The sequence below is a fragment of the Levilactobacillus zymae DSM 19395 genome (assembly GCF_001434115.1).
GTDB lineage: Bacteria > Bacillota > Bacilli > Lactobacillales > Lactobacillaceae > Levilactobacillus > Levilactobacillus zymae.
In genome coordinates, this window is record NZ_AZDW01000052.1 from 1 (window position 1) to 399 (window position 399).

3 tRNA genes are annotated in these 399 nt (G+C 52.6%); all 3 read left to right on the plus strand.

The annotated features are described in order from the left end of the window. Window positions 1–61 precede the first annotated feature (61 nt). The 3 genes from FD38_RS11580 to FD38_RS11590 all read left to right on the plus strand — a co-directional run bounded on the left by FD38_RS11580 (window position 62) and on the right by FD38_RS11590 (window position 340). Window positions 62–134, plus strand: a tRNA-Asn gene (locus FD38_RS11580). A gap of 9 nt (window positions 135–143) precedes the next feature. After that, window positions 144–234 (plus strand) — tRNA-Ser (locus FD38_RS11585). A 33-nt stretch (window positions 235–267) separates the two neighbouring features. Then, window positions 268–340, plus strand: a tRNA-Glu gene (locus tag FD38_RS11590). Window positions 341–399 lie beyond the last annotated feature (59 nt).

The window sequence follows — 399 nt, forward strand, 5'->3', positions numbered from 1 at the left end:
GCACGCCGATAGTAGTTGGGGGATCGCCCCCTGCGAGGATAGGACGTTGCCACGCGATTATTCCGGCATAGCTCAGTTGGTAGAGCACCTGACTGTTAATCAGGTTGTCGACGGTTCGAGCCCGCCTGCCGGAGCTTTATAATGGAGAGTTGTCCGAGCGGCTGAAGGAGCAGCATTGGAAATGCTGTAAACGGGTACTAACCTGTTTCGAGGGTTCGAATCCCTCACTCTCCGTTGTGTCAAGTGTCATCATGATTTTATTATCATGACCCGTTGGTCAAGTGGTTTAAGACACCGCCCTTTCACGGCGGTAACATGGGTTCGAATCCCGTACGGGTCATTTTGGAGGATTAGCTCAGTTGGGAGAGCGTCTGCCTTACAAGCAGAGGGTCACAGGTT